The organism is Methanosalsum zhilinae DSM 4017 (assembly GCF_000217995.1).
Lineage (GTDB): Archaea > Halobacteriota > Methanosarcinia > Methanosarcinales > Methanosarcinaceae > Methanosalsum > Methanosalsum zhilinae.
Genome location: NC_015676.1, coordinates 250,512 through 276,476 on the forward strand (window position 1 = coordinate 250,512; position 25,965 = coordinate 276,476).

Below are 25,965 nucleotides of genomic sequence, written 5' to 3' on the forward strand. Positions count from 1 at the left end.
TCATTTTTAAATGTCAGGATTTAAATGAAGTAGTATCCCCAGGATATAATAGATCCGGTCAGGTGTAGATTTTGAAGATTGAAATAGATTATGAAAAACCAACCGATTTAATTGAACTAAACTGTCCCGGCCGTCTGTCGCGTCAGGTACCTATATGGTTGAAAATAGACTGGGTGCTTGAGAAGATCTGGGTGGTTCGGATGAACTATACCTATGCTATTCCCGCAAGGGAATACTATAATATTGTATCAAGGTTCAGCCTGCCTAATAATGTTAATGCAGTACTCCTGAAAGGCTGGATTAAGACAAACCTCATGCCACTGATAGAAGAGGCAAAACAAAATAAGAAGACGATCTGGACTGATAATGGTATTGCATGTGAGTTTAATGAGAAAGGACAGGATTGTCTTTATCATATAGGATCCAGATTGTTTGAGGTGCCCTTGTTAGAAGAGGGTGGTCTCTGGAGATTTGAGGACTGGGTAAAAGATAGGCATAACATCCGTCCGGATATGACTGATCAGGAACTTATGGAACACCTGGATGAACTTCTTTATCTTGCACAGAAAAAATGGGCAATATTTGAAGAAGACGATCGTGCAATGGTATATGTCCTCAAGAAAATAAGACGCCAGATGGCTGAGAAGTGAACTACACCACGCTTACGCATGGTGCTTCTTGCTTCATTCTTTTCTCTTTTGAGAACAAGTCCACAAGCTCTTCCCGTAGTTCCTACGGTGCTAAATACCTATTAAGTTCTGCTTATCTAAAGCAAACTTTTTGATATTAATAGCGGCATTAATATCTCTGTCGTGATTGGTTTTACAATCGGGACATTGCCATTTTCTATCTGTAAGTGTTAACTTTCCGTTGTGGTAGCCACAAACATTACAGATTTTTGTACTTGGCTCGAATCTTCCGATACGTAGTATGGTTTTTCCGTACCATTCGGCTTTATATTCGAGTTTTTTTACGAAAGAACTCCATGATGCATCTGCTATACTTTGTGTAATACAGTGGTTTTTCAACATACCGCTAACGTTCAAAGTTTCCAATGCTACCGCTTGATTCTCGCTTATGAGCTTAGAGGATAACTTATGTTGAAAATCATTTCTTTGGTTGGCAATTTTTTCATAGAGTTTTGCTACTGCTACTTTTGCCCTTTGTCTATTAGCTGAACCTTTTTTCTTTTTGGAAAGTCTTTTCTGCAAAACTTTCATTCTTTTCATCGAGTTTTTAAGATATTTCGGATTATCAATTTTCTCACCAATTGAAGTAATGGCAAAGTCTTTGATTCCAACATCAACACCAACCGTTGTATCAATATTGAATGATTTATTTACAGGATTTTCTTTTTCATCATCGATGAGAATACTAATATAGTATTTTCCAGTAGATGTTCTACTTACTGTTGCTGTTTTCTCTTTACCTTCATATCTACGATGTAGTTTCGCATTTATCCATCCAATCTTAGGTAGTTTAATTTTATTATTTTCAAAATCCACTTTGTAATGTTGAGGAACAGAAAAGGATTGAACTGGATTTTTCCTTGATTTGAACTTAGGAAAACCTTTCTTTTCCCTGAAAAATTTTGTAAATGCATTGTCAAGATTAAGTGTTGCTCCCTGTAATGATTGAGAATTAATATTTTTCAACCAAACATGTTCTATTTTTAATTCAGGTATCATTTTGTTCAATGCAAACCTTGATATAGAATTACCTTCTGCTTCATATGATTTTATCTTATTTTCTAAAGCCCAATTATAGATGAATCTACTAGCACCAATATGTTGTGAAATCATTTCTTCATGATTTTTATTCGGATACAATCTATATTTATAGGCTTTCAACATACACTTTATCTAATGACTTTAACATTATTTATAATTCGTGTTAAAAAGATGATGCTTTCTCATTAGTACGCATTCATCTCCTAGCTTACGCAAGGAGTCTTCTGCTAATTAAGATAAATAAACAACACTGATAATTTTTTTGAATATATTTTCTAAATTTCATTCAAATATTTTTAATACTGGTCTGTCTAAATAAACTGTCTGAATAAATGTACTGGCTAAATACCAATCTACAAATACTGTGTTTTTATATTCTGTAATGTAAGCTGTAAATACTTTATTTCAGATACATCTGTATTTATGCATTTTTTGTATCTTAAGTCTGTTATGGTTGGTAAAGATGAAAGAAACCGTATTAGAGATTGAAGGAATGACCTGTGCCTCATGTGCAAAGAGGATTGAGGATGCACTAAAAAAAACAGAAGGTGTATCATCTGTAAATGTCAGTCTTCCGGCAGAGAAGGCTTTTATTGAATACGATCCGGATATTGCTGATACAGCATCACTTATCAGGGCAATTGAAAATACCGGTTACAGTGCAACTCCTGCAGATCAGAGGACCAGAGTGATCACTGCAAATATTTATGATATGACCTGCGCATCATGTGCAAAAAGGGTTGAAAATGCATTATCCTCTCTTTCTGGAGTTCATGAGGCAAATGTCAACTTTGCTGCATCAAAGGCCACGATTTCCTATGATCCTTCAGCCCTGACCACTGATGATATGAAAAGGGTGGTTGAGGACATAGAATACAGTATGAGCTTTGAAGAAGAAGAGGAAGCCGATCCTGAGCAGCTTAAGATCAGTAAAGCAGCACGGAAGATGTGGATTGCAGCATCTTCTGCCAGTGTCATTATGGTTCTAATGACAATCCATATGTTCTTTGTCCCCATACCTGGCTACTTTTTTATCACTGCAATTATTGCAATTCCCTCGGTTTTCATAGCTGGTGCAGATACTCACAGGGCTACATGGAAAGCACTAAGGCACGGAACTGCCAATATGGATACTCTGATCACCATGGGATCTCTGATCCCCTATTTCCTGAGCATGCTCGGGTTCTGGTTCCCTGTAACCACTTTCGTGGAAATGGCAGCCACTATCATGGCACTTCATCTTGTAGGTAGATATCTTGAGACTAAAGCAAAGGGCAGGGCATCCCAGGCTATAAAGAAATTGATCGCTATGGAAGCAAAAAATGCCCGCATAATCGAAGATGGTGATGAAAAGGAGGTTCCTGTAAAAGAACTGAAGATTGGCGATGTTATGTTGATAAAACCTGGAGAAAAGATTCCTACAGACGGTGTGGTGGTTTCCGGGAGCAGCACTGTAGATGAATCCATGGCTACCGGGGAATCGATGCCGGTTGAAAGAGGAGAAGGTGATGAGGTCATAGGATCAACGATTAACCAGCAAGGTTCTCTTCGTGTCAGGGTTACAAAAGTTGGAAAGGATACTTTTCTATCCCAGGTCATATCAATGGTTGAACAGGCTCAGGGCTCAAAGGTTCCGATCCAGGAGTTTGCAGATAAGGTAACCGGATATTTTGTACCTGCTGTCATTATTATTGCAGTAGCTGCATCGATATCATGGATGCTGTTTCCTGAATTCCATATTTCGATTGTTGAGTACTTCAGTTTTCCCTGGAGTAATACTGATGTTCCTCTTTTTACACTTGCAATCCTTGCCACCACTGCAGTACTTGTAATTTCGTGTCCATGTGCCCTTGGCCTGGCAACCCCTACAGCCCTCATGGTTGGAAGCGGTAGAGGAGCAGAGCGAGGGATCCTGATCCGCAGTGGAGAGGCAATACAGACTATGAAGGATGTAAAGGTCATTGCTTTTGATAAGACCGGAACGATAACGCAGGGCAGACCGCAGGTAACTGATGTCCTGCCTTCAGACTCTTCCTCAAGTGAGGAGGTGCTATTGTATGCAGCAAGTCTGGAATCCGTATCTGAACACCCTCTGGCATCTGCTATAATGCAAAAAGCAGAGGAATCCGGAGTTAGCCGCAAGGAAGTGCAGGATTTTGAATCCATAACCGGCAAGGGTGTAAAGGGTCATATCGGGGATCATGAGATTATTGTGGGGAATCGCAAAATCCTCTCCATGTTCAATGTCGATTACCAGGAGTTTGCAGATAGGATGGATGAACTTGAACAGGCTGCCAGAACTGTTGTACTGGTGGTAATGGATGGGAAAGTTATCGGTATCCTTGCAATTGCAGATACTCTGAAAGAAGATTCTGTTCATGCAATAAAAGCAATTGAAAATATAGGTATAAAAACAGCGATGATCACAGGGGATAACCGGAAAACTGCAGAGGCGGTTGCAGAAATGGTTGGCATAAGTCATGTTATTTCTGATGTGCTGCCAGGCGGAAAGGTGGATGAAATCAAAAAACTGCAGTCTGAATATGGTATGGTGGCAATGGTTGGTGACGGGATAAACGATGCTCCTGCACTCAAGCAGGCTAATGTTGGCATTGCCATTGGTACAGGTACAGATATAGCAATAGAATCTGCTGATATCACGCTTGTAAGAGGGGATCTGAAATCTGTTGTTTCTGCTATTAAATTATCAAGGTCAACATTTAGAAAGATCAAGGAAAACTATTTCTGGGCCTGGATATACAATGCAGTGGCCATACCCGCAGCATTTCTGGGATTGCTGCATCCAATGATCGGAGCAGCTGCAATGGCAATCAGTTCACTGACTGTTGTACTCAACTCGCTCAGGCTCAAACGAACGGATATTGACCTGGATTGAGGGATCTTTCAGGTCCATATTTTCCAGTAATCTTATTAAGTGCCGGAGAGTATATTAAATTACATACTAGATTGATATTTTATTTTGTATCAGAATCGCGTTTGTATTTTAGGGGGCATTAATAAATGTATAGGATGATGGAGTTTTACGGAGTAGGTCCAGGGTATATGGTGTTATGGATGCTTTTCTGGATACTGCTGATCATTGGTGCTGTACTGCTTATTGTATGGCTGGTTGACAGAAGCAGAAATACTGGAAAGGAAGATTTTTCTCCAATTGAGATTGCCAGAAGAAGATACGCTAGGGGTGAGATAACCAGGGAAGAGTTTGAGGAGATCAAAAAGAATCTGGAGTGAGCAGTATGAAAAGTTCATGGTTATTACCTGTGGCTGCAGTACTGATCATTGCTGGAGCGGCAGGACTGATCTTTATTTCATCCACTATTTATTCAGATTACCCGAGATACCAGGGAGAGCCATATCTTCCAGACGGATACATACCGAATGATTTTGAATCCAATGGTGAGAGAATATATTTTACAGGCCTGAATGAGACTGGTAAGAGAATTGAGTTTACAGGTGGGCCCCAATGGCTCTATGTACATGGTGGAAGCTGTGTAAGCTGTCATGGAGTGGATGCCCGGGGAGGTACAGTGATGATGAGGGGCTTTGTCACAGCACCAGATATTACCTACCAGACTCTTACTCAGGTACATGACGATCATCTTCCATATACTGAGGAATCAATAAAAAGAGCTATCAGGGATGGAATTGATCCTGCAGGAAACCCTCTTGACTGGTTCATGCCCAGATGGAGGATGACTGATCAGGACATGGATGACCTGATAGAACATCTGAAAACACTTTAAAAAAAGGCTGGATAAAATCCAGCAAAATGTTTTATTTTCTCTTCTGTGAAATCATGATCCATCCTACCAGCACAAGTGCCATCAGTGCAATACCAAATCCTGCGTATGCAAGAGGCTGTGAACTGGCCTGACTGGCGGATTCAAGATGTGAGGATATGTGGTTTACTTCCTTCTGGAGCTTGCTGTTTGCATCCTGCACTTCATTTAGCTGGTATTCAAGTTCACTGACCCGGCTATCATGCGAAGGATTTGCCCACAGGGTCATTGTGGTTCTGTATGCCGTGTATTCATAGTGTGTGCCTTCCCATGTCCCGGGTTCTTCCACAGCAAACTGCCCCTGAACCTGCCACATTCCTGGTTTGTCTATGGTAACTGAGAATATTCCATTTTCATCCGTTTTTCCTGCCTGGTTCTGGCTGTGGATATCCTGATCTGCAGGAGCTGCCATATATGTGCCCTCAATTGGTTCTCCATTAAACAGAATCTGAGCCTTGAAGGTATCTCCTGATCTTAGATTATAGGGATTTACCAGAGGTACCACATCAAATTCAATATCTGGTGTTAGATACCAGTTTTCCTGTGTGCCTGCATTAATTACTGTCTTTGCATGTTCAACTGTTAATCTTGGTTCGTCAGGTCCACCGTGTGATTTTGGATTGTAGACTGAAGGCTGTCTTTCTGCAACCAGAATGTAGTCTCCAGGCTGCTCCAGTATAATCTGCACTAGCCAGTAATTGTCTCTGGCTTCCGGATCAAGATTGTAAGAAGTTCCATCCGGTGTGTAGATCATTATATCCCTCATATCTGCAAGGTAGAATGATTCAGGATCATCCGGATGTCCAAAAAGAATTTTTGCATCAATCTCATGTGGTGTGTTGACAGGTATTCCTGGACTGGTATCAGTTTCTATATACAGGTTATGTGCACATGCCAGAGGCATGATCATCAGCAGTACCAGTAATGAAATTAATCCTTTTTTATATACATTTTTCATACAATCGCCTTGGTTTTCTTTTCTATAGTTAATACATGTAAACTTCAAATAATTACTAAGTGCTACGATTTATAAAAAACGTATTAAATGTATAAATATCTATCTTTTCAGACTGCAATACATTACTCAGGGATTCACATGAATATTTCAATCACAAAATATATGATATACATTAAACACTACATAAGTGAATGAATTTTCAGTTACTGGATGCAGACTATATACGAAAGGACAACTCGCCTATAATACGTCTTTTTGGAAGGGGTGATGATGGCAGAAGCATATGCTGCCTTGTACCTGGATTTGAACCATATTTCTATGCCAGGCCGTCTACAGTAAATAGCCATGATGAACTCATCAGAGCCCTTGAACAGAACTTTAACTCAATTAAAAGAGTAGAACTTGTGGAAAAATTTGAGCCGGTTGGATATCAGAAATCACGTAAAAAAATGTTGAAGATCGTAACCTATGATCCACAGAATGTTCCTGAAATAAGGGATGATGTTGTCAGTTTTCCGGGTATAGAAGAGGTATATGAAACCGATATTCTCTTTCGAAACAGGTATCTGGTCGATCAGGGCATCCACGGCATGAAATGGGTACATGCTGACACTTCTTCTGATATTGATCATTCCATGGATTGTGATGAGTTAGTTACCTCTACCAGGATAGAAGAGGTGGATAGGATAGATAGCGCACCTCTCAGGCATTTTGCCTTTGATATCGAATGTCTGCCCATAAATGGGGGAATGCCTGTACCCGAGCAATCTCCGGTGATCATGATAAGTCTGTCCTTTGAGCCTGAATTCAGGGGTATGAAGTCTATTGTACTGCTTGGAAGGAGTCTGGATGATGCAGGTGATGGTGTTGAGGTTCTTGGAGATGAACCTGCTCTATTGAATCGTTTTTTTGAGATATTTCGTGAATACGATCCTGATGTGGTCACAGGCTACAATATCAACGATTTTGATATTCCCTACATTGTGGACAGGATAAAAACACTCCAGTCTTCCGGGATCACAATCAATTCAGCGTGTGGAAGGGATGGCAGGCCTCTGGATTATCGCAAGATTGGTATCAGGTCAATGGTCTCAATCACAGGAAGGATTGTGGCAGATTCCCTCCCAATAATACGCCAGCAATTCAGTCTTAAGAGGTATAATCTCCAGACCGTTTCCAGAGAACTTCTGGATATGGAAAAGCTGGACGTTTCACCACAGCAGATGGAAGAGTACTGGCTGGATAGCGGAGAAAAGATTCGCAAGTTCATTGATTATGCTCGCAGGGACTCGGAACTTGCAATGGAACTGCTTCTTAAACTCAGATTACTTGATAAATTTGTGGCTCTGGCACAGATCAGTGGATCACTGCCCCAGGAGATTCTGGAAGGAGGGCAGACCTCAATGGTGGAAAACCTTCTTCTGCGTGAGTTCAGGAAACACGACTATGTACTTCCTCCAAGACCGGATGAAAATATAGTTTCCAGCAGGAACAGGGAAAGTGAAGGTCTAAAGGGTGGAGAGGTTCTGGAGCCGAAGAAGGGACTGCTGGAAAAAGTTGTTATACTGGACTATAAATCACTTTATCCCACTATAATGATGGCTCACAATCTCTGCTACACAACTGTTATTGACATAGAAAGGCCAGATGGAAATATAATAAAACCACCTTCGGGTGGTGAATTTGTAAGTGCAGAGGTATTTCGTGGTATTGTGCCATCCATTCTGGAAAATCTGTTAAACAGACGTACAGAGACCAAGGGTCTCATGAAGGGGGCAAAGACTGAAGATGAGTACAGGGTCTATGATGCAACCCAGCTGGCACTAAAAATACTCCTGAATAGTTTTTATGGTTATTCTGGTTATACAAGGGCAAGATTATACAGTCTGGCGCTTGCCAATGCAGTTACCAGTTTTGGCAGAGAAAATATTTTAAAAACCCGCAGTGTGGTAGAGAAAGAGATTGAGACTGTCATATTAAGAGAGGGAAAAGCCTACCTTAAGGAAGAGGTCACTTCCAAAGATACTGATGATGTGATTGTGAAGCTTTCTGTTGTGTATGGGGATACAGATAGTGTTTTTGTGCAATGCAGCTCTGAAACCAACCTTGAACTTGAAGATGTTGAACTTGTAGGAAACAGGATTGCAGGTATCGTATCCCATTCTCTTCCTGATCCCATGGAACTGGAATTTGAATCTATTGCAGAGAGGGCGCTTTTTATTGCCAAGAAGAGGTATGCACTATGGATGTTTGAACGTTCGGGTACAGAATGGTCCGAAAGCATAAAGGTCAAGGGCATGGAAACTGTCAGACGTGACTGGTGTGAGCTTACATCCAGGACTCTCAATTCAGTACTTGAGCTGATCCTCAAGGAAGGTGATGTTGAAAAAGCAATGGAATATGTCCGTGGAGTTGTTGATCGGGTTAGAAATATCGATGTTGCCAATGATCCAGAAATAATTGATGATCTGGTTCTGACACGCATGTACTCAAAGAGCATGGGCAGCTACAAGAACAAACAGCCTCATCTGACTGTAATTGAAAAAATGAAGAAAAGGACGGGTGCTGCACCTTCGATAGGTGAGAGGATACCTTTTGTGATAGTTGCTGGAAAAGATCTTTTTGTAAATAGAGCGGAAGATCCGGATTACGTACGTCAGAATAATATTTCTCTGGATGTTGATTATTATATAAAGAAGCAGATATTACCTCCTGTTAGCCGGATACTTAGTGCGTTTGGTGTTGATGAAGCGGCACTGGATTATGATTCTAAACAAAAAGGACTCTTTGAATTCTCACCGTCCTCTGAAAAAAAATTATCAGATCAACTGCAGAGGAGAAAAAAAGGAACAGCTGAAGATCATGATTCAGGTAATCGCAAATCTCAGAGTTCCCTGTTCGATTTCTGATTACTTTTTGTCATTAAATTCTGGCTGGCGGATAATTTTATTCTTTTCTCTGCAAAGAACTGGACTATTTTCTGTAGCTCCAATAAAAATATGTAGGTAGATCGTATTATCTGTTTAGTATGCCGGATATACTCATCAAAAACACAAAGGTATTCTATAAAAATTATCTCCAGCCAGGTGAGATAGTTATAGAGGATGGAAAAATTAAAAAAATTGGAAAGGATATCCGTCTGTCTAATGTTGATCGGGTGATCGATGCAAAAGGTGGACTGACAATTCCTTCGGGTATTGATGCCCATGTACATTTCAGAGAACCTGGATTGACATATAAGGAAGATTGGTTCACAGGCTCCTGTTCTGCTGCAGCAGGAGGCATTACAACTGTGATAGATCACCCAAATACTGTCCCTGCAACCATTGATCGAAAATCGTTCAATAGCAAGCTGAGGATCGCCCGCAGAAAGTGTATTGTGGATTTTGGGATCAATGGTGGGGTATGCAAGAACACGGAAAAACTATCTGAACTATGGGAGCTTGGAGTTACTGCTTTTGGTGAAATATTTATGGCCGAATCTACAGGGGAATTAAATATTGGTAGTGATACATTAAACCATGCCCTGGAGATAATACATGATCTTGGTGCTGTTGCCTGTATTCATGCAGAAAATGAATCAATGAGACTGAAGAACCAGAAACTGTTAAAGGATGATATGTCTGCAATGTCCCATTCAAGGGAAAGGCCCAATATGTGTGAAGCCGTGGCTGTGGAACAGGCCCTCAAGATGCTTCAGGCACATTTGATGCGTGCCCATTTCTGCCATATAAGTACCAGAGAGGGTCTGGGTCTTATCCGCAGAGAGAAATATATATCCCAAAAATCAGGAGAGATGAACATTACCTGTGAGGTTGCCCCTCATCATCTCTTTCTTTCAACAAAGGACTGGGATCGTCTTGGTTCATTTGGTAAAATGAATCCTCCTCTAAGAGACCGCTCCAGTGTAAAGATACTTTTGAATTCATTAAACGATGGTACTGTGGACATGGTAGCATCTGACCATGCTCCCCATCTTGAACACGAAAAGGATGTGGACATAAAAAGTGCTCCCTCAGGAGTTCCGGGTGTGGAGACTCTGATGCCCCTGATGCTGGCAGCTGTAAAAAAGAACCTCTTGCCGCTTGGTAGGATGATAGAAGTTACCAGTACCAACCCTGCAAGCATTTTCGGACTGGATCGACATTGTAAGGGAAAATTTGCAGAAGGCTTTGATGCTGATCTGATCATAGTCAACCATGGTGAAATGGTTCCTGTATCCGCTGATAACCTGCACAGTAAAGCAGGATGGACTCCATATGAAGGTATGGATGCTATTTTTCCTGACATAACCATTTCCAGGGGTGAGATAATCTGGGATGGAGAGATTGTCGGCAAACGGGGACGTGGAAAGTTTTTGCCTGGTAAAGGTTATGCTATGGACATAGAGTCCCCATAAATAAGCAGGTTATGAACATAAAACCATAAAAGCTTTATAAGGACTATACAATACATTCATTGAATGGCAAGAAACAAGTTACCTATTCATACCACTTTAAGTTCAGATGCCATAAGGATTCTGGAGAGATATGAAAAGGAAATGGGTGCAAAAAACCTGGTTCTTGAAAAAGCTCTTATGGGACTGGATAGTTCGCGCTTTAAAGGGAAATTCGATGCAGGAAATATTGACCGTGTAATCAAACGAATTTCTACCGGAGTTGAAGGGCTGGATGAGATTCTGGAAGGCGGGATCCCTAAAGGTTTCCTGGTTATTGTGACAGGGCCACCTGGAACCGGTAAGACCACATTTTGCATGCAGGCACTTATTGAAGGTGCCCGCAATCGCGAAAAGTGCATATTTTTTTCCTTTGAGGAAAGAGTTGAACAGCTTGTGCAGCATTTCCTTAGATTTGGATGTGATGTGGGTGAGTTCATTGATGAAGGGTACCTTGAAATATTCGGGATGTCGAAGCTGACATCTGAGGAGATAATGGAAATCATACAGTTCTATAATCCTGAACGGGTTGCATTTGATTCCATGAATGTTTTGACAAATGGGGATGAGTTTAGGTCATCGGGGTCATGGCGATCCCTTCACCGACTGCTTAAGAGCAATAAAATTACCACTTTTTTTATTACTGAAAAGAAACACGGGATAAATACTAAAAAATTTGATAACTTTGATTTTCTGGGTGACGGTATAATTTTTCTTGATTCTATTCCAACAAATGAAATAGATTCCACACCAATGCCAGTTATTGCAATTCAAAAAATGCGAGCCACCCGGATAGATCGCACTCTACAACCGTTTAAATTCACTGATCGGGGAATATCCCGTTATAGGGTAATAAGGACTCCTTCATGTGGACTTTCCCGCTCGCAGAATGGTAAAAACAAGCAGAGATCTTCAGACAATGGCATTGAGTCTGTAAGATGAGTTCCGGTCAGATAAAATAAGATAGCAGACCTGCGATAAGTACTGTGAAGTATATAGCCGGAAAGTTCCCTGCTCCTCCAAGACTGATGTATGCACTCCCTTTTTTCTCGCGGTTGAATGTAAGGATCGAAACCAGGGTTCCTATAAATATCCCTGCAATGGCTGATATGTATGTAATCTCTGCAACATGGGAGGGATCCACCATCAGTGCAAATGGAATTGCGATCAGAGGGGTATGGTCTGGAATAACAACTCCTACACCACTGATCATCTCGCTGATAAGTACAACTGCAATGATCATTATCAATGTTAGCAACAGAGCTACTGTGGTGAGGTGGGTCGATAGAAGATAGAGTAGTGCAATAAGGGGGACAATGAATCCTCCTGCATTAACTGTGACGGCGGTGTCAAATGTTCTCTGGCTTCCTGTGCTTAGCTCTTCCAGAACCGGAACTGCATATATATGTTCAAGGGCCAGCGCATCCCGTGACAGGTGAACAGGCTTTTTTGTGCGCATTCTGTATACTGGTATTTCTAGGTTACTAAAGATCAGCATAAGAACAAGTATAAGGAAAAGGGGCAGTGAAGATATATCCCCAATTGAAAGTTTTTCATGATAACTCAGAACTGCAACTGGAATAAGGGCAGTACAAAAAATGGCAAGTCTGCGGGAGTTTTGAATGTTTATGTATTTTCTCATCATACATCTCCTGATCAATAATTTATTTCAGCCGTTTTTGTTTCAAAATTATTGATGTTTCAGTAAAAGCCGTATTCCAGGTGCTGTATGTCCCGCCTCTTCTTCTCCAGAAAGCTGAAAACTGATCCATGATCCACTCCTTTGATAAGCATATCAAAAGCAGACCTTGCAACCTGGATCTGTTCCGGATAACCGATCATGCTTACAGTTTTACCATAGATAGATATCTTAACGCCGGTGAGGGTTTCAATGGTTGCCCGTGCCTTCCCATCTTTTCCAATAATCCTGCCCTTGAGACGTTTCAGCTCTTTCTGTGTACCAGCAAATTGTGAAATATCTATAAAATCAAATATGAGCATTTCATCATCGAACATGTCAAGGACCTTTTCAGGATTAAATCCTCTTGCGATCGCATGTATTACATCAGCTGCACGCATTGCCTTTACAGGATCTTCACCGGGTATGACCTCAACCATGCCGCTTTCACTATCAATATCAATTGTTGCTTCACTTTTCTCTTCAATGGTCTTCTTTGTATCTCCGCCTGGGCCTATAATAACTCCGATCCGGTCCTGGGGAACTTTTATATGTGTCATTTTATTTCTCCGGTACTATTCTTATTTTCTGATCGATCATTCACAATTGAAGTGTACAGATCATCTGGATCAGTATCTATTCCGTATCGTCTGAAAAATTTAAGGATATTTTCAATATCCCGTATCAGGAATTCTTTAGCACGTGGATGTTCTGGTGTTGTGGCCTGGCCCATGTCTATGATGATTGGGGACATATTGTCTGTATCGATCATGATGTTGTATTCACTTAGATCCGCGTGTATAAGATTTGCTTCCTGGTACAGTTTATGCATATATTCTATAAGCCGGGAAAATATATCTTCTGCCTGCTTCTGGTCTATCTCTGTATATTTTAATAGTGGATATGAAATCCCGTCCTTTCCAAGGAATTCCATGACCAGAATGTTTCTCTCTGCAATAATGGGGTAAGGCACTCTCACACCTGCCTCATAGGCACGTTTGAGGTTTCGGTATTCTTTCCGGGTCCATGCAAACACAATCTCACGCTTTGTATGTCTGATGTTTTTAAATCTTGGATCTCCTATGATATATTCTTCCATAGAATTAAATGAACTGGTAGTTATCCGGTATATTTTGACTGCAATCTCGTTTTCTTTTCCATCAGCAAGAAATACGTTTGCTTCTTTGCCCCTGCTTATTATTCCTCCCATTGCCTGCAGTATTTCACGTTTTGATAGTGTGTACAGGGTTTTGAGGGCATATTCATCAAAAACGTCTTCTTTTACCTTGAGAGCATTGTCATCTTTGAACTTGATTCTCCATCTGTCAACTTTTTCATCGATTGACCTGATCTTTTTATCAATTTTCTTTTTCATGATTATCCTTTAAGGTATCCTTTTCTTTCAAGCCAGTCTACCTGTGGTCTTGTGTACTTCCAGATTACATCGGCCTTGGAATCCTGAAAATCCCATGGAACCGCAATGACTATATCGCCCTCACGTATCCATGTTCTCTTTTTCATTGAACCTGGAATGCGCCCCATTCTTACAACTCCGTCCATACATCTGAGGCGAAGACGGTTTGCTCCCAGTAAACTATCGACGATTGCAAGTACTTCTCCCTTGCTTTTTTTTGGAATCCTTACTCGGGTTACCTGAGTTTCTTCCCCATTATTATTGCTATTAACTTTTCTGTCCAGGCTAACACCTCTATATTTTATCCTATCAGTCTTGAACTTTATATGAAAATTATCTTTAGTGTACCAGAATATGCAGGATATAGAGTTAAATGTTGCGTATATATCGTATTCTCTGGCAGGACTGGGACCGCAACTTCAGATTCGATACTTATTTATACTGGTAATGGGATGTATAGAGTCCTGCACAATATGGGTGCAGGGCTGTATTCATCAGGTAAAACTGAGAGACAGTCCATCGGGATAAAGCTTATATACGATACTGAACTATACAGACAATCCCGTGCGAAGCACGGTGATATTGTCGTACAGATAATATCGAATTTATCCTTATCATCATGTAATGGAGACAGGAGTTTTTTCCTGTCTGACGCTGGATCTGGCAGTTCAGTTAATTTCGGCTGGTGGTTGTATTATCTTATATATAACTTACCAGTTTCCGTCTATGCGATGGAAGTTAACTGGATTGTGCATTGAACTCAAGTGATTGAGTTCTCCCACCAATATTCTAACAAATTCAAGATAGTGTGGTATGCAACAAAAGTGTGCATATAATTCTGGTTGATCCTGCCAGAGGTCACTGCTATCGGTGTTCGACTAAGCCATGCAAGTTATATGTTCTTCGTGAACATGGCGAACTGCTCAGTAACACGTGGATAACCTGCCCTTGGGACCGGCATAACCCCGGGAAACTGGGGATAATTCCGGATATGCCATGATAGCTGGAATGCTTCGTGGTTCAAAAGGATTCGTCTGCCCAAGGATGGGTCTGCGGCCTATCAGGTAGTAGCGGGTGCAAGGTACCTGCTAGCCGACGACGGGTACGGGTTGTGAGAGCAAGAGCCCGGAGATGGATTCTGAGACATGAATCCAGGCCCTACGGGGCGCAGCAGGCGCGAAAACTTTACAATGCGGGAAACCGCGATAAGGGGACACCGAGTGCCAGCATACAATGCTGGCTGTCCGCATGTGTAAACGGCATGCGTTAGCAAGGGCCGGGCAAGACCGGTGCCAGCCGCCGCGGTAACACCGGCGGCCCGAGTGGTGATCACTATTATTGGGTCTAAAGGGTCCGTAGCCGGTTTGATCAGTCCTCTGGGAAATCTGACAGCTCAACTGTTAGGCTTCCAGGGGATACTGTCAGACTTGGGACCGGGAGAGGTAAGAGGTACCACAGGGGTAGGAGTGAAATCTTGTAATCCCTGTGGGACCACCAGTGGCGAAGGCGTCTTACCAGAACGGGTCCGACGGTGAGGGACGAAAGCTGGGGGCACGAACCGGATTAGATACCCGGGTAGTCCCAGCCGTAAACGATGCTCGCTATGTGTCAGGGATGGTGCGACCGTTCCTGGTGCCGTAGGGAAGCCGTGAAGCGAGCCACCTGGGAAGTACGGCCGCAAGGCTGAAACTTAAAGGAATTGGCGGGGGAGCACTACAACGGGTGGAGCCTGCGGTTTAATTGGACTCAACGCCGGAAATCTCACCGGGGGCGACAGCAATATGTAGGTCAGGCTGAAGACCTTACCTGAATCGCTGAGAGGAGGTGCATGGCCGTCGTCAGTTCGTACTGTGAAGCATCCTGTTAAGTCAGGCAACGAGCGAGACCCGTGCCCACTGTTGCCAGCATGTTCTTCGGAATGATGGGTACTCTGTGGGGACCGCCGCTGCTAAAGCGGAGGAAGGTGCGGGCTACGGTAGGTCAGTATGCCCCGAATCTCCCGGGCTACACGCGGGCTACAATGATTGGGACAATGGGCTCCTGCCCCGAAAGGGGATGGTAATCTCCTAAACCCAATCGTAGTTCAGATTGAGGACTGAAACTCGTCCTCATGAAGCTGGAATCCGTAGTAATCGCGTTTCAACATAGCGCGGTGAATACGTCCCTGCTCCTTGCACACACCGCCCGTCAAACCACCCGAGTGAGGTATGGGTGAGGGCACGAACTAAGTGTCGTGTTCGAACCTAAATTTCGCAAGGGGGGTTAAGTCGTAACAAGGTAGCCGTAGGGGAATCTGCGGCTGGATCACCTCCTAAGCAAAAAAAACCACCACCGAAAGCTGAATGACTGCCAGACCAGTACAAAAGGACACACAGCTGGGCAGTAAAGATCCAGGAGGGCTTGTAGATCAGCTGGAAGATCGCTGCCTTTGCAAGGCAGAGGCCCTGGGTTCGAGTCCCAGCAAGTCCATTCATTAAGTGCACCGGGTAAGTGATGTTATCCGGGAAGGACGGAAGTGTTCTTATCTAACCTGTAAGAACACGGTGAAGTCGTGTATAGGATTGTATGGTATAAATTACAAAGTATACCAGACGCTTACTGGAATGTGTAAGCTACTGGCAGACTCTGGCAAATATGCCATCAGGTGAATGGCTCGGCTCAAGTGCTGAAGAAGGACGTGCCAAGCTGCGATATGCCCCGGGAAGGTGCAAGGAACCAACGAACCGGGGATTTCCTAATGAGACCTCTTAGTATCCGCAAGGATACTGATCAGTAATGATCGGGAACGTCCCGAATTGAAACATCTTAGTAGGGACAGGAAAAGAAATCAATCGAGATGCCGGGAGTAACGGCGAGTGAAATCGGTACAGTTCAAACCGAATCCCCGCAGGAATGCAGGGGAAATGTGGTGTGGAAGGGCCGATCCATTTTCTGCTAAATTCAGGGTAGTCGAATTGTCTGGAACGTCAGACCATAGAGTGTGATAGTCACGTAGACGCAATGGAACGCAGAAGGATCGGTACCTGAGTACCGTGGGTTGGATATCCCGCGGGAATCTGGGAGACATCAACTTCCAAAACTAAATACAACTTGAGACCGATAGTGAAATAGTAGGGTGACCGAAAGCTGAAAAGTACCCCAGAAAGGGAGGTGCAAAGTGCCTGAAACCTGATGGTGATGGAACGATATGGCATTAAAGGATCTGCAATACGAAGGAAACCATCGCGAGGTGGCAGTACGGGTATTGTTGCCAGTGTCATATCATACGTTTTGAAGAACGGGCCAGGGAGTGTATCGGTACGGCGATGGCTAACCTCAAAGGGTAGCCGAAGCGAAAGCAACATGCACGCAGTCCTTAACCGGACCAGGTGCGACGTATACAAGTGCGTGGAGTCGTAACGGTACGACCCGAAGCCGGGCGATCTAGGCGTGGGCAGGTTGAAGCGTGGCGAAAGCTACGTGGAGGACCGCAAGCGGTATTGATCTGCAAATCATTCGTGTGACCTGCGTCTTGGAGTGAAAGGCTAATCTAGCCCGGCATCAGCTGGTTCCTTCCAAAACATGTCGTAGCATGACCTGATCCGAGATAGTCGGTGGAGTAGAGCACGGATTGGGGAAGTTGGGGGAGAAATCCCTCGCTCTCCTGTCAAACTCCAAACACACCGTCGTCGAAGACAATCAGAGTCCGGACTACTGGGGTAAGCCTGTAGTCCGTAAGGGAGACAACCCAGCCCGTGGTTAAGGTCCCCAAGTGTCGACTAAGTGTTAACACTAAAGGGTGTCCCAGGCCCTAGACAGCTGGAAGGTTAGCTTAGAAGCAGCTACCCTTTAAAGAGTGCGTAACAGCTCACCAGTCGAGGTTTGGGGCCCCGAAAATGGACGGGGCTCAAGTCGACCACCGAGACCACGGAGTACCGAAAGGTAATCTTGTAGGAAGGCGTTGCGCTCGGGCAGAAGCTGGGCTGTGAAGTCCAGTGGACCGTGCGGAAACGAAAATCCTGGTAACAGTAACAGCAAAGTCAGGTGAGAATCCTGACCGCCGAAGGGGCCAGGTTTCCTCGGCAATGATCGTCAGCCGAGGGTTAGTCGGTCCTAAGACGTACCGTAATTCGAGTACGCCAAAAGGGAAACAGGTTAATATTCCTGTACCATTTAACAACAAAACTGACACTCACGGGCAGGTTGAGCAGCGTCGTCGCGCTGTCCAAGCATCCAAGCCGGTGGAGAGCCGTTATGGCGAGAAACCGGTGAATATGTGATGGCGAAAGTCAACTGCACCCGGGAGTCCGTGAAAAGGAAGTTAAATGTCCGTACCAAGATCTGACACAGGTGCCCCTAGCTGAAAAGGCTAAGGCGTGTCGGAAATACACTGGCTAAGGGAATTCGGCAAATTGGCTCCGTAACTTCGGGAGAAGGAGTGCCTGCTGTGAAGACAGCAGGTCGCAGTGACCAGGGAGCTCCAACTGTCTAATAACAACATAGGAGATCGCAAACCCGAAAGGGCTGGTACGATCTCTGAATCCTGCCCAGTGCAGGTACCTGAAACTCCGGTACAACGGAAAGAAGGGCCTGTAAACGGCGGGGGTAACTATGACCCTCTTAAGGTAGCGTAGTACCTTGTCGCTTAATTGGCGACTTGCATGAATGGATCAATGAGAGCTCTACTGTCCCTAGCCAGAATCCGGTGAAGCTTACATTCTAGTGCAGAGTCTAGAGACCTCTAGGGGGAAGTGAAGACCCCGTGGAGCTTTACTGCAGCCTGTCGTTGAGTTGTGATTTCGCATGTACAGTGTAGGTAGGAGGCGTCGAAACCCGCGCGCCAGCGTGGGTGGAGCCACCAATGGGACACTACCCTTGTGAAATTGCGACTCTAACTCCGCGAGGAGGACCCCGATAGGTGGGCAGTTTGCCTGGGGCGGGACGCCCTTGAAAAGATATCAAGGGCGCACAAAGGTTGACTCAGGTGGGTCGGAAACCCGCCGAAGAGTGCAAGAGCATAAGTCAGCCTGACGTGATCTGACACAGTAACAGATCACGAGACGAAAGTCGGTTCTAGCGAACCTTTACGTCCTGCTTGATGCGGGCTAAAGCTGACAGAAAAGTTACCCCGGGGATAATTGAGTCGTTGCCGGCAAGAGCACATATCGACCCGGCAGCTTGCTACCTCGATGTCGGTTCTTTCCATCCTGGCTGTGCAGCAGCAGCCAAGGGTGAGGTTGTTCGCCTATTAAAGGAGATCGTGAGCTGGGTTTAGACCGTCGTGAGACAGGTCGGTTACTATCTACTAGAGGTGTAAGAAGTCTGAGGGTAAGTTGCTTTTAGTACGAGAGGAACAGGGCAACGGTGCCACTGGTGTATCAGTTGTCCGACAGGGCAATGCTGAGCAGCTACGCACTAAGGAATAAGAGCTGAATGCATCTAAGCTCGAAATCTAACCCGAAAAGAGACGTCACTAAGGATACCGGTAAAAGACCGGATTGATAGAGTTGGGATGTACGCATCAAGGCAACGAGATGTTAAGTCCGCGACCACTAACCATCCGTGCCTGCTGCCAGAACACTTGCACATTCCAGGCGAAATCTGGTATGCTTCAAGTAATTTATACCCGCAATCCCCTACACGACTGAAAGGAAAGTTTATATCGATTGCGTACCAATACACCAACCCGGTACACTAGTGCGCCAAGGTGGCGGAACGGCTACGCAATCGCCTGCAGAGCGATACCATTCCGGTTCGAATCCGGACCTTGGCTCTATAACACATCCATCCACTTTCGTCTAAACTTATACATACACACTGACCGGTTCGAATCTGGCGGCCATAGCGGCAGGGTAACTCCTGTACCCATCCCGAACACAGAAGATAAGACTGCCAGCGTTTCACCCTGTACTGCGGTGCGAGAGCCCACGGGAACGGTGAACCGCTGCCAGGTTCAACCTAAATTACTAATTTTTGGTCTAATTCATGGCGTAATTTTTATAGTAATTATCAAATTAATAGTTGCATCCAGTTGATTATTCTACCTGTTCTGCATGTTCCATATTCGGTGGTTGATATATGTTATATATCATCAGTATTATCTACTGATTCCATGTCATCGTCGTTTGAAATATTAAAAAGGTGTGCTTCAGGAAGAATTGGTAAACTTACAACACCACACGGAGTTGTGGAAACTCCAACAGTAATGCCTGTGATAAACCCCAATATCCGGCTGGTGTCCCCATCAAAAATGAAAGATATGGGTGCAGAGATCCTTATAACAAATTCCTATATTATATATCGAAGTAAAAAACTCGCAGATCATGCCCTTACCAGAGGGCTGCACAGTTTGCTGGAATATGATGGTCCCATAATGACTGATTCTGGTTCTTTTCAGCTGTCGGTGTATGGTGAAGTGGAAGTAACTAATGAACAGATAATTGATTTTCAGCACAAAATAGGTTCTGATATTGCGGTACCTCTGGACATTCCAACACCACCGGATGTATCCCGTGATAGGGCTGAAGAGGAACTTGAGATAACAACCGAACGTTTAAAGAATGCACGTAATCATCTAAGTGGATCAACTTTGCTGGCAGGACCTATCCAGGGTTCTACATACCGTGATCTGAGGACAGAAGCTGCAAAAAAAGTATCTGAAATAGGCTTTGATATATACCCTATAGGTGCTGTAGTACCCCTGATGGAATCATACCGTTATGCTGATCTGGTTGATGTGATCGTTTCTTCAAAAATGGGTTTAAATCCATCTTCTCCAGTCCACCTTTTCGGAGCAGGACATCCCATGATGTTTTCACTGGCAGTGGCAATGGGATGTGATCTGCTGGATTCTGCAGCTTATGCACTGTATGCAAAGGATGAACGCTACATCACACCACATGGAACATTTCATCTGTCCGGTTTGAAATATCTCCCATGTTCCTGCCCGGTATGCCAGAGTTATACTCCTGATGAGATAAGGAATTCAGATGATCCGGTAACCCTGCTGGCAGAACACAACCTATATACAACCTTTGAAGAGATCCGCAGAGTAAAACAGGCGGTATATGATGGCAATCTTCTTGAACTTGTGGAGATGCGATGCCGTTCTCATCCACGCCTGCTGGAAGCTCTTGAGAGGATATATTCCTATTCAGATTGGCTTGAAATATACGATCCGATCTCAAAATCCACCTTTTTTTACTGTGGTCCAGAATCTGCAAAAAGGCCTGAAGTGATACGGTTTTCTAAGAGGATGGAACGATTGAACATTGATGGATCTGCTATTATACGTCCTGCAGGCAGCAATATCAAAAACACTTCTGATTTTGACCATATGCTGGAATTTAAACCGCCTTTTGGTGCATACCCTGTTGAACTGGGTGAAGTATACCCTTTCAATGCAGAATCTCCTTCTGTACATGGACCCGAATCCCTTGGAGTGGCCCTTGAGAATACCATACGCCTAATTAAACTCAACCCAGATGCTGAATTTACATTTATGAAACCGGATCATATGGAGCATCCAATACTCGAAAAGCTCTCGTCAATTGCAAATATTGTTAATTTTTCACAATGATTTGACTGGTATGATAACAAGACTAATATATAATACTGAAATCTAGGGATAGTACTGGTGGTATAAGTGGTATCTACAAAAGAATCAAAGCCAATGAACCCATATCTAGAAATGCTGAGACCTGAAATAGCTGATATGGATATTGCACTTCCGGCTGCAAGTGCTCTTCTGGCATCATATATAGCAATGCAGTCATTCCCTCCACTCATTCCTTTTATTATTGCCATTATAGGGGGATATGCAGCAATAACCAGTTCATATGTTTACAATGATTGCTGTGATGTGGATATTGATCAGGCTAACCTGCCAAACAGGCCACTGCCTTCATCAAGGATTACCAGGAAACAGGGACTTATATATTCTTTTGTTCTGGTCTGTATTGCGTCGATAGCTGCTCTTTATCTAAATCCTGAATCCTTTGTAGTTCTTTTATTTGCAGTGCTTACCATCAGCTTATATTCTAAAATCGCAAAGAGAAAAACTCCATTAAGCTTTGTTCCTGTTGGTATAGCATATGGACTGGTTCCAATTGGTATATGGCTTGCATTTGATCCGGCAGGAGTCCTTAAGGGAACATCTGAATCACTTCTACCGCTTCCTGCAATATTTCTTGGCATCATGATGTGTGTTACTGACTGGGGATTTACTCTGTCTGGTGTATCCCGAGATGTTGAAGGTGACAGGGCAAATAATGCACCGACACTTCCTGTTAAGTTTGGTGTACCCTTTACTGCAAAATTTGTAACAAGCTGCTGGCTGGTAGGTGTTATTGCTTCATTTGTCATTGGATGGACAGCTCACCTTGGTCCAATCTTTTTTATAGGTGCCCTGCTGGGAGGCTTGTGGATGCTTTATCAATCATTTGATTTTGTCAAGAATCCTCTTCCAGAACGTGGTGGCAAGCTTTTCATTCAGGGATCCAGGTATCGGGGTGTAATGTTTGGATCACTGATAGTTGATGTGATTCTTTCAATAATGCTGACAGGATATTCAGCAATTCTATGGTAAACAGGTTATGAACTCTAGTGGAAGTGTTTGAAAAATGACATCTGATCGTGTTGATGCAGATATTATTGTGATTGGCTTATCGCCTGCAGGCATGATGGCTGCCAGAAATGCCTCAAGAGGTGATGCCAAAGTTACTGTTATAGACAGAAAGGAAGAACCTGGTATACCTCCCCATCCTGCAAATACTTTTTTCAGGGCAATGATTGATAGAGCAGGCGAGGAGATTGATGAGAGATATGTTATACACAATCTCAGAGGTGCCAGAATAGTAGCTCCATCTGGCAGTAGTGTTGTTGTCGAATCCCCGGGATATTTCATTGATCGTACAATGTTTGATAAAATATATGCTAAGAAGCTGCAGGAGGAAGGTGTGGATATCAGAATGGGAATTGAAGCATATAATGTGATACGCGGTCAAAATTCATTTACTGTGAGCACATCAGAAGGTTCCTTAAGTTCAAAAATTGTAATTATTTCAGATGGTATTAATTCCAAAATGGCCAGTCTTCTTGGTATGAGACCTGTAAAACATCCTCAGGATATAGCATGGGCGATGGAGGCTGAGGTAAATGCTGATGGTATAGGCAGCCAGGATCTCTTTGAGTATTATGTGGGCAGTATAGCTCCTGGATGGAAATCTACATATTCTCCATGCGGAGGAGACCGGGCAACACTGGGAGTCTATGTTAGAAGAAATGGAACTGATGTATCCTCGTTCTTTGACAGATGGGTTGATAAGTTCAAAAAAGATAAAGGAATCTCAGATCTGGAGGTTGGAGAGCGCAAAACCGGGGGTGACCCGATAGCAACAATTCCTTCACAGGTCGTAACGGATGGTGTTATGATTACAGGGGGTGCCGCAGGTCAGTCAGGTATTGGCTATGGAATGCGCTCAGGACAGATGTGCGGAGATGTGGCAGCAGAGGCTATCAAAAAAGGAAATGTTTCTGCTGATTTTCTATCGGAATACAAAAAAAGATGGAATCGGGAATTCAGATCTGAATATTATCTTGGACGCCTGGCACTTGAAACTCTTAGAAAGATGGAAGATGATGAAATTAATTCTCTCATGGAGACCTTTGAAGATCAGGACATCTCAGATATTAAGGGCAGCCCTATACAGAAGGCATTACATACAGGCTCTATAATGCTGAAGAAGAATCCAGGATCCATATTGTCCATGAGGTCAATATTTAGAAGAAAATAAACCGGTGATCGGATGAAATATTATCTCTATAAAAGCCCATTTTTTAAAGTTTATGCAGAGATGGATGACGGGATAGTTAGGATAGGTACCCGAGGGCTTGTATCGTCATTTGTAAAACCTATGCTTAAAGATATGCTGGACATTTTTGATGGGGCAAAGCCAGCAAAAGTAGGTACTCAGGAATTGATATTTTCTACATGGATGCCTCCCATTCCAGGAACTCCTTTTGATCGCCTTGTTTCCAGTCAGGTAGGTTCTGTTAGGGGAAAAATGATCCCTGAGCAAGTAACTATATCTATAACTGAAGAATGCCCAAATGAATGTGTTCACTGCGCACTTCCGGATACTAACAACAAAGAATATCTTTCACCTGGTATGGTCAAAGATGTGATAGATCAGGCATTGAAAATGGGGACCACCCTGATTATATTTGATGGAGGTGAACCATTGCTTTATGGCGGGCTGGAAGACCTGATTTCACATGTTGACCGCAGCAGAGCGATATCTACTATCTTTACATCGGGTACAGGGCTTACAGAAGAAAAAGCTCTGTCTCTTAAAGAAGCAGGTCTTTATACTGTAAATGTCAGTCTGGACAGTGCAGATCATGAAAAGCATGATGTCATGCGAGGCCGAAAAGGGGTCTACAATGACGCAATATTGGCGATTAAAAACTCTATTAATGCAGGTCTTCTTGTGAATATATATGTTGTTCTGTCTCCACAGAACATTGATGAGCTTGATGATTTTTATAATCTTGGTAGAGAACTGGGAGTACATGAGATATCTTTCTATGAAATAGTCCCTGCAGGCAGATGGATAAATAAACTTGATAATATTCTGTCATCTTCTGACCATGGAAAACTGGAAGACTTTGTTGAAAGGACACGTAACTCAGAAGGGCCTCGTATATTCTCAATACCCCATGCAATGAGATCAACCGGGTGTTTTGCAGGCCGAAAATGGGTTCATATCTCTCCTCAGGGAGATGTATTTCCCTGTGCATGCATTCCCCGTTCTTTTGGAAACATACATGAACATACTCTGAGCAAAATATGGAAAAAAATAGGGAAAGATGAGGTATTTTCCCGAAAAACCACTATGTGTCATATGCGCAATCCTGATTTCAGGAAAAACTATCTGGGTCTTGTGGATAATGAAAAATAATGGCTCTATGAAATTATATGTTAAAAAATAATTAAGTTTAGATATTGGGATCCTGATCATCGCAATTTGAGTTATTGACATATGCAATTACTTTTTTGCAGGATCCCAAAAATATAGGTATTGATCAAAGCATTCCTGCTTTCTGAAGTAGCATCAAATTCTCTGTAGTAAGCTTCTCGCCCTTCTTGAATTTATGGAAAATATCTTCTGCATCTTTTCTGATATCTTCTCTGGAAACTTCTCTGCGTCCAACAGTTTCTGTCTTTTTCAGTTTGCGAAGTTCCTTGTCGATTTCACGGATTTCCTTCTGAGCATTGATGAATTTCTTGTGCTGTTCATCAGCAGATTCCTGGAATCTTACAAATTCTCTATGTGCAGCATCAGATTCTGCCCGTATCTTATCGGCTTCTTTGAAGGTGGCAATCATCTTGTCATGATATTCCTGAGCCTTCTGTGCATGCTCCGTTAGTTTTGTATGATATTCAGAAGCATTGTCTCTGATGGCCTGCGCTTCGGTTAATAACTCTTTGAGTTCACTGTTGCTCTCAAGCTGTTCTTTTTTTGCAAGGTAGAGTTTCTGAAGATCGGCAATCTTATTTACAATTTCCCTTTCTTTGGTAGGTGTCAGAACCTCTGTCTGCTGTGCAAATTCCAGACGGTCAATATCCCGCCTGATCTCTTTCATAGAAGGCCCACCCAGATTATTGGCGCTTCTTATGGAATCAACCTTTGCAAAAAGTTCATTTGCCTTGGCATTGATCTCATCACGCTTGTTCTTGTTGGCTTGCACTTCATCATTGTGCCCGTCACGCAACTTTTTATATTCCTGAGCTTCGTTTATCAGCTCTTTTGTTTTTTTGTTCAGCTCATTTCTTTTTGCTGCAAGAGAACTAGCCTGTGAGTTGAGTTCGTTTCGTTTTTCCTTGCATTCTTCTGATAACTTCTTCAGTTCTTTCCTTTTTTCGTTCAGTTCTTTTAACATCTCTTATTTGACCTCCCTGTCCAGCAAT

At 43.2% G+C, this 25,965-nt stretch carries 18 protein-coding genes, 2 tRNA genes and 3 rRNA genes; 16 read left to right on the forward strand and 7 right to left on the reverse strand.

Annotated features, from left to right (window positions below; translation table 11 throughout):
- Positions 1-71 precede the first annotated feature (71 nt).
- On the forward strand, positions 72-650 hold the full coding sequence (locus tag MZHIL_RS01145; protein WP_013897536.1) for a hypothetical protein: 579 nt from the start codon (positions 72-74) through the stop codon (positions 648-650).
- 90 nt (positions 651-740) lie between these two features.
- Here the strand turns inward: MZHIL_RS01145 and tnpB are convergent, their stop codons facing one another.
- Positions 741-1,853, reverse strand: coding sequence for an IS200/IS605 family element RNA-guided endonuclease TnpB (gene tnpB, locus MZHIL_RS01150; RefSeq protein WP_013897537.1), 1,113 nt, complete (start codon positions 1,851-1,853; stop codon positions 741-743).
- A gap of 340 nt (positions 1,854-2,193) precedes the next feature.
- Between tnpB and MZHIL_RS01155 the strand changes: the two genes are divergently transcribed.
- The 3 genes from MZHIL_RS01155 (at position 2,194) to MZHIL_RS01165 (ending at position 5,494) form a co-directional block, all read left to right on the forward strand.
- Positions 2,194-4,626 carry a heavy metal translocating P-type ATPase gene (locus MZHIL_RS01155; protein WP_013897538.1) on the forward strand — a complete coding sequence of 811 codons (2,433 nt, stop codon included), beginning with the start codon at positions 2,194-2,196 and terminating at the stop codon, positions 4,624-4,626.
- A gap of 125 nt (positions 4,627-4,751) precedes the next feature.
- On the forward strand, positions 4,752-4,982 hold the full coding sequence (locus MZHIL_RS01160; protein WP_013897539.1) for an SHOCT domain-containing protein: 231 nt from the start codon (positions 4,752-4,754) through the stop codon (positions 4,980-4,982).
- A gap of 5 nt (positions 4,983-4,987) precedes the next feature.
- A complete protein-coding gene (locus tag MZHIL_RS01165; RefSeq protein WP_013897540.1) occupies positions 4,988-5,494 on the forward strand; it encodes a c-type cytochrome in 507 nt (168 codons plus the stop codon).
- A gap of 31 nt (positions 5,495-5,525) precedes the next feature.
- On the opposite strand, the gene MZHIL_RS01170 is transcribed toward MZHIL_RS01165, so the two are convergent.
- Complete coding sequence (locus MZHIL_RS01170) at positions 5,526-6,488, reverse strand: DUF4198 domain-containing protein (RefSeq protein ID WP_013897541.1); 963 nt, start codon at positions 6,486-6,488, stop codon at positions 5,526-5,528.
- A gap of 191 nt (positions 6,489-6,679) precedes the next feature.
- Between MZHIL_RS01170 and MZHIL_RS01175 the strand changes: the two genes are divergently transcribed.
- The 3 genes from MZHIL_RS01175 to MZHIL_RS01185 all read left to right on the forward strand — a co-directional run bounded on the left by MZHIL_RS01175 (position 6,680) and on the right by MZHIL_RS01185 (position 11,865).
- Entirely contained in the window at positions 6,680-9,397 is a 2,718-nt protein-coding gene (locus MZHIL_RS01175; protein WP_013897542.1) for a DNA-directed DNA polymerase, read from the forward strand.
- A 119-nt stretch (positions 9,398-9,516) separates the two neighbouring features.
- Complete coding sequence (locus tag MZHIL_RS01180; RefSeq protein WP_013897543.1) at positions 9,517-10,887, forward strand: dihydroorotase; 1,371 nt, start codon at positions 9,517-9,519, stop codon at positions 10,885-10,887.
- A gap of 63 nt (positions 10,888-10,950) precedes the next feature.
- The gene (locus tag MZHIL_RS01185; RefSeq protein ID WP_013897544.1) at positions 10,951-11,865 is read left to right on the forward strand and encodes an RAD55 family ATPase; all 915 of its coding nucleotides are present in this window, start codon (positions 10,951-10,953) and stop codon (positions 11,863-11,865) included.
- A 7-nt stretch (positions 11,866-11,872) separates the two neighbouring features.
- On the opposite strand, the gene MZHIL_RS01190 is transcribed toward MZHIL_RS01185, so the two are convergent.
- Genes MZHIL_RS01190 through eif1A form a run of 4 tightly spaced genes read right to left on the reverse strand, consistent with a single transcriptional unit; the run spans position 11,873 to position 14,299 of the window.
- On the reverse strand, positions 11,873-12,568 hold the full coding sequence (locus MZHIL_RS01190) for a DUF1614 domain-containing protein (RefSeq protein ID WP_245527551.1): 696 nt from the start codon (positions 12,566-12,568) through the stop codon (positions 11,873-11,875).
- Between the two features lie 56 nt (positions 12,569-12,624).
- On the reverse strand, positions 12,625-13,161 hold the full coding sequence (locus tag MZHIL_RS01195) for a KH domain-containing protein (RefSeq protein WP_013897546.1): 537 nt from the start codon (positions 13,159-13,161) through the stop codon (positions 12,625-12,627).
- A complete protein-coding gene (locus tag MZHIL_RS01200; RefSeq protein ID WP_013897547.1) occupies positions 13,158-13,976 on the reverse strand; it encodes a serine protein kinase RIO in 819 nt (272 codons plus the stop codon). The genes MZHIL_RS01195 and MZHIL_RS01200 overlap by 4 nt, the downstream gene beginning before the upstream one ends.
- Positions 13,977-13,978: 2 nt before the next feature.
- On the reverse strand, positions 13,979-14,299 hold the full coding sequence (gene eif1A / locus MZHIL_RS10250) for a translation initiation factor eIF-1A (RefSeq protein WP_083812297.1): 321 nt from the start codon (positions 14,297-14,299) through the stop codon (positions 13,979-13,981).
- Between the two features lie 551 nt (positions 14,300-14,850).
- Here eif1A and MZHIL_RS01215 point away from each other — a divergent pair.
- The 9 genes from MZHIL_RS01215 (at position 14,851) to MZHIL_RS01250 (ending at position 24,955) form a co-directional block, all read left to right on the forward strand.
- Positions 14,851-16,328, forward strand: a 16S ribosomal RNA gene (locus MZHIL_RS01215).
- Positions 16,329-16,411: 83 nt separating this feature from the next.
- Positions 16,412-16,484: transfer RNA gene (locus MZHIL_RS01220), tRNA-Ala, on the forward strand.
- A gap of 151 nt (positions 16,485-16,635) precedes the next feature.
- Positions 16,636-19,568 (forward strand): 23S ribosomal RNA (locus MZHIL_RS01225).
- 127 nt (positions 19,569-19,695) lie between these two features.
- A tRNA-Cys gene (locus MZHIL_RS10435) sits at positions 19,696-19,767 on the forward strand.
- 58 nt (positions 19,768-19,825) lie between these two features.
- Positions 19,826-19,947: ribosomal RNA gene (rrf, locus tag MZHIL_RS01230) — 5S ribosomal RNA — on the forward strand.
- The 16S, 23S and 5S rRNA genes sit together here with 2 tRNA genes alongside, the layout of an rRNA operon.
- Before the next feature lie 159 nt (positions 19,948-20,106).
- Positions 20,107-21,573 carry a tRNA guanosine(15) transglycosylase TgtA gene (gene tgtA / locus MZHIL_RS01235; RefSeq protein WP_013897549.1) on the forward strand — a complete coding sequence of 489 codons (1,467 nt, stop codon included), beginning with the start codon at positions 20,107-20,109 and terminating at the stop codon, positions 21,571-21,573.
- A 66-nt stretch (positions 21,574-21,639) separates the two neighbouring features.
- Entirely contained in the window at positions 21,640-22,581 is a 942-nt protein-coding gene (locus MZHIL_RS01240; protein WP_013897550.1) for a UbiA prenyltransferase family protein, read from the forward strand.
- A gap of 34 nt (positions 22,582-22,615) precedes the next feature.
- A complete protein-coding gene (locus tag MZHIL_RS01245) occupies positions 22,616-23,788 on the forward strand; it encodes an NAD(P)/FAD-dependent oxidoreductase (RefSeq protein WP_013897551.1) in 1,173 nt (390 codons plus the stop codon).
- Between the two features lie 12 nt (positions 23,789-23,800).
- The gene (locus MZHIL_RS01250; RefSeq protein ID WP_013897552.1) at positions 23,801-24,955 is read left to right on the forward strand and encodes a radical SAM/SPASM domain-containing protein; all 1,155 of its coding nucleotides are present in this window, start codon (positions 23,801-23,803) and stop codon (positions 24,953-24,955) included.
- A gap of 124 nt (positions 24,956-25,079) precedes the next feature.
- On the opposite strand, the gene MZHIL_RS01255 is transcribed toward MZHIL_RS01250, so the two are convergent.
- Positions 25,080-25,937, reverse strand: coding sequence for a coiled-coil protein (locus MZHIL_RS01255; RefSeq protein ID WP_013897553.1), 858 nt, complete (start codon positions 25,935-25,937; stop codon positions 25,080-25,082).
- Positions 25,938-25,965 lie beyond the last annotated feature (28 nt).

Excerpts from the sequence above, each read along its gene's own strand:
- MZHIL_RS01160 (WP_013897539.1), top strand. The coding sequence starts at position 4,752 with ATGTATAGGATGATGGAGTTTTACGGAGTAGGTCCAGGGTATATGGTG.
- MZHIL_RS01180 (WP_013897543.1), top strand. The coding sequence starts at position 9,517 with ATGCCGGATATACTCATCAAAAACACAAAGGTATTCTATAAAAATTAT.
- tnpB (WP_013897537.1), bottom strand. The coding sequence starts at position 1,853 with ATGTTGAAAGCCTATAAATATAGATTGTATCCGAATAAAAATCATGAA.
- MZHIL_RS01170 (WP_013897541.1), bottom strand. The coding sequence starts at position 6,488 with ATGAAAAATGTATATAAAAAAGGATTAATTTCATTACTGGTACTGCTG.
- tgtA (WP_013897549.1), top strand. The coding sequence starts at position 20,107 with ATGTCATCGTCGTTTGAAATATTAAAAAGGTGTGCTTCAGGAAGAATT.
- MZHIL_RS01195 (WP_013897546.1), bottom strand. The coding sequence starts at position 13,161 with ATGACACATATAAAAGTTCCCCAGGACCGGATCGGAGTTATTATAGGC.
- MZHIL_RS01250 (WP_013897552.1), top strand. The coding sequence starts at position 23,801 with ATGAAATATTATCTCTATAAAAGCCCATTTTTTAAAGTTTATGCAGAG.
- MZHIL_RS01245 (WP_013897551.1), top strand. The coding sequence starts at position 22,616 with ATGACATCTGATCGTGTTGATGCAGATATTATTGTGATTGGCTTATCG.
- MZHIL_RS01185 (WP_013897544.1), top strand. The coding sequence starts at position 10,951 with ATGGCAAGAAACAAGTTACCTATTCATACCACTTTAAGTTCAGATGCC.
- MZHIL_RS01190 (WP_245527551.1), bottom strand. The coding sequence starts at position 12,568 with ATGATGAGAAAATACATAAACATTCAAAACTCCCGCAGACTTGCCATT.
- MZHIL_RS01175 (WP_013897542.1), top strand. The coding sequence starts at position 6,680 with ATGAATTTTCAGTTACTGGATGCAGACTATATACGAAAGGACAACTCG.
- MZHIL_RS01165 (WP_013897540.1), top strand. The coding sequence starts at position 4,988 with ATGAAAAGTTCATGGTTATTACCTGTGGCTGCAGTACTGATCATTGCT.
- MZHIL_RS01155 (WP_013897538.1), top strand. The coding sequence starts at position 2,194 with ATGAAAGAAACCGTATTAGAGATTGAAGGAATGACCTGTGCCTCATGT.
- MZHIL_RS01255 (WP_013897553.1), bottom strand. The coding sequence starts at position 25,937 with ATGTTAAAAGAACTGAACGAAAAAAGGAAAGAACTGAAGAAGTTATCA.
- MZHIL_RS01200 (WP_013897547.1), bottom strand. The coding sequence starts at position 13,976 with ATGAAAAAGAAAATTGATAAAAAGATCAGGTCAATCGATGAAAAAGTT.